Raw genomic sequence first — 3259 nt, 5'->3', positions numbered from 1 at the left:
GCGGCTGCGCACGCGCTTCGAGCGGCGCCACGCTCGCGCCCATGGCAAGGCAGACGAAGGCGTGGCGCAATGCGAGCGCGAGCGGCCTGGGTTGGGGCGGGCGGCTGGCGCCCGCGTCGGCGGCATAACGAATGCGAATGGCAGACATGATTCTCTTTTCCGGCAGTGTGTTGATCTGGGGTCCTACCCAGTAGGCCGGTCGAGAATCGAAATCCCCTCAATCTTTCCCTGAAATTTTTCAGGGCGCGCACGATATGGCATCAATGGCCCCCGCCAGGGCCCACCGCGATCCAGAAGCGGGTGCGATAGACGATGCTGACGGGCTGCGCCTGCGCCAGGAACCGTAGCGTCTGGTCGGTATCGCGCACGTGATAGGCACCCGATACGCGCAGATCCGCCACGCGCGGATCGCAGACGATGCGCCCGGTCCGGTAGCGCGCCAGTTCGGCCAGCAGGTCGGCCAGGCGCATATCGTTGCCGGCGATGACGCCGTCGGCCCAGCCGTCCGCCTCGAAAGACTGCGCCGGCGCCGGCGTGCCGCCATCGCTGGCGAGCCACCAGCTTGTCCCCGCGCGCGCCACCTGGCGCGCGCCCTGCGCAGCCGGATGCAATTCAACGGCCCCCTCCTGCACGCTGACGCGGGCGCGCCCGGCCTCGAGCCGCACCACGAAGCGCGTGCCGAGCGCGCGCAGGCTGCCGAACGGCGTTTGCACCCAGAACGGCCGCGCCGCCCCGTTGCCGGCCGAGAAGCGTTCGTCGTGCCCCGTGGCGACCAGGATCTCGCCGCGGCGCAGCGTGATGACGCGGCGCTCATCGCCAAGCCCGGTATTGATGGCGGTATCGGTGTTGAGCACGATGGTGCTGCCATCGGCCAGCCTCACCGTGCGCTGTTCGCCGGTGGCGGTGCTGGTATCGGCCAGCAGGCGCTGCCACGGCGCAAGCTCGCGCACGCTGGCGGCGGCGAGCACCGAGACGCCGGCCAGCGCCAGCACCTTGAGCGCCTGCCGGCGCTTCAGCCCGCGCATGCCGCGCCGGGCGCCGGCGCTCTGCAGCGTATCCAGGGCCAGAGCGGGCGGCATGCGGGAGAAATCGTCCCGCAACGCCTGCACCCGCTGCCAGGCGAGCGCGTGCAGCGGGTCGGCCTCGAGCCACCGCGCGAACGCCTTGCGCGTGCCGGCGCTGGCTTCGCTGAAGTCGAGCCTGACCGACCAGTTGATGGCCTGGTCGACGACACGGGCGGGAATATCGGCGTCTGGCGGGGACGTCTGCACGGCAGTCCTGGCGAGCTCAGGCACCGAAGCGCAACGCGTAGCAATGGCGCAGCGCCGCTGCGATATACCGCTCGGCGGTCGCCAGCGACACACCCAGGCGCACTGCGATCTGCGGACAGGTCAGCCCTTCCAGCTGGGCCCACAGGAATGCCGTGCGCACCTGCGGCTTGAGCGCATCGAGCATGCGGTCGATGGCGATCAGGGTTTCCAGGAACATCAGGCGGCTTTCGGGCGAAGGGGCCTGGGGCTCGGGCAATTGGGCCAGGGTCTCCAGCCGGGCCTGCTCGAGCTCGCGCCGCCGCCAGTGCTCGATGACCAGGCCGCGCGCAATCGTGCTCAGAAAGGCGCGCGGCTCGCGGACATCGGACGGCTGCCGGTGGAGCAGGCGGATAAACACGTCCTGCGCGAGATCGGCGGCGTCGAAGGCATTGCCCAGCTTGCGGCGCAGCCAGCCCTGCAGCCATCCATGGTGCGTGTGGTAGAGCGCGTGGACCTGCTGCTGCAACGCGGACTCGACGGCTGGCATGCGCCTCCCCTTCCAGTGAAGTGTCTGGCGCAGCCAAACTTAAATGAGAATGGTTCGCATTATAAAGCAAGGAGACGTTTTTACACTAGTGGGGAAAGATTCAATTTGATCCAGGCCCCAGAAGCCGTCTCATCCAAACGACGTCCGCTCCGTGTCGCCCCTCGATTGGAAAATGGAAATCCCCGCGCCGAAGGGGAAGCCAGCGGCGCTCGGCAAGCATGCCCCCCGACTTTGCCATCCGCCCACGATTTCTTGCTATACTGCGAATCGTTCTCATTTACTTTCAGCCGGTGCCGAGCACCTCAGGACCAGGAGGGAGTGCCCATGCCGGCCGCCGATCCCGCACTGCAGCGCGACCTGCACGCGCTATATAGCGACCACCACGGTTGGCTGTGTGGCTGGCTGCGCAGGAAGCTTGGCTGCTCCCATCGCGCCGCCGACCTGGCGCACGACACCTTTCTGCGCCTGCTGGCCCGCGAGGAAGCCATCGCGATCCACGAGCCGCGCGCGTTTCTCACCACGGTGGCGCAGCGGGTGCTGGCCAACCACTGGCGGCGCGAGCAAATCGAGCGCGCCTACCTCGAAGCCCTCGTGCATGCGCCCGCGTCGCTGGCGCCCTCGCCCGAGGAGCGCGCCATCGTGCTGGAGACCTTGCTCGAGATCGACCGCCTGCTCGCCGGCCTGCCGTCCCCGGTCAAGCGTGCCTTCCTGCTGTCCCAGCTCGACGGCATGGGCCAGGCGGAGATCGCCACGCAACTCGGCGTCTCCCTCACCACCGTCAAGCGTTACCTGGTGCGTGCCGGCACGCAATGCTATTTCGCGCAGGCGCTGGATTGAGCACGCATGCCCGCCACCACACCCTCCCGTATCCCGCCCGCCGTCGCCACGCGTGCCGTCGAATGGCTGCTGGCCCTGCAGGCGGAAGACGCCACCAGCGCCACCCGGCTTGCCTGGCAGCGCTGGGTGGACGCGCATCCTGATCATGCCCGCGCCTGGCAGCGCATCGAAGCCGTCAATGACAGGCTGCGCCAGCTGTCGTCCCCGGTAGCCTCCGCCGTGGCGCATGCCGCGCTGGCACCGCCGCGCACGCGCACGCGCCGCGAAGCCGTCAAGACCCTGGCACTGCTGCTATTTGCCGGCGGCGTCGGCTGGATGGCGGAGGAGCGCGCGCCGTGGCGGGAATGGGCAGCGGACGAGCGCACCGGCGTGGGCGAGCGGCGCGCCGTGACGCTGGCCGACGGCACCGTGGTCTCGCTCAACACCGATAGCGCCATCGACGTACGTTTCTCCGCCGGCGAACGCAGGGTGCGGCTGATCGGCGGGGAGATACTGGTGGTCACCGGCAAGGATGGCAAGAACGGCACGGCGCCGCGCCCCTTCGTGGTCCAGACGGAGCATGGTGAGATGCAGCCCCTGGGCACGCGCTTTTCCGTACGGCTGCTGCCCGAGGCCAGCCGGGTCG

At 69.0% G+C, this 3259-nt stretch carries 4 protein-coding genes; 2 read left to right on the top strand and 2 right to left on the bottom strand.

What is annotated here, in order from left to right; genetic code table 11:
- Positions 1-260: 260 nt before the first annotated feature.
- Positions 261-1271: a FecR domain-containing protein gene (locus P3W85_RS13710; protein WP_276265182.1), complete on the bottom strand. Its 1011-nt coding sequence runs from the start codon at positions 1269-1271 to the stop codon at positions 261-263.
- A gap of 16 nt (positions 1272-1287) precedes the next feature.
- Entirely contained in the window at positions 1288-1797 is a 510-nt protein-coding gene (locus P3W85_RS13705) for a sigma-70 family RNA polymerase sigma factor (protein WP_276265181.1), read from the bottom strand.
- Positions 1798-2121: 324 nt separating this feature from the next.
- Here P3W85_RS13705 and P3W85_RS13700 point away from each other — a divergent pair, with 324 nt between their 5' ends.
- Both P3W85_RS13700 and P3W85_RS13695 read left to right on the top strand, forming a co-directional pair.
- Positions 2122-2634, top strand: coding sequence for a sigma-70 family RNA polymerase sigma factor (locus P3W85_RS13700; RefSeq protein WP_017224839.1), 513 nt, complete (start codon positions 2122-2124; stop codon positions 2632-2634).
- A gap of 6 nt (positions 2635-2640) precedes the next feature.
- On the top strand, positions 2641-3259 hold a 619-nt coding region (locus tag P3W85_RS13695; protein ID WP_276265180.1), incomplete at its 3' end, for a FecR domain-containing protein.

This window comes from Cupriavidus basilensis (assembly GCF_029335485.1).
GTDB lineage: Bacteria > Pseudomonadota > Gammaproteobacteria > Burkholderiales > Burkholderiaceae > Cupriavidus > Cupriavidus basilensis_E.
This window is presented reverse-complemented; position numbering and strand designations above follow the sequence as displayed.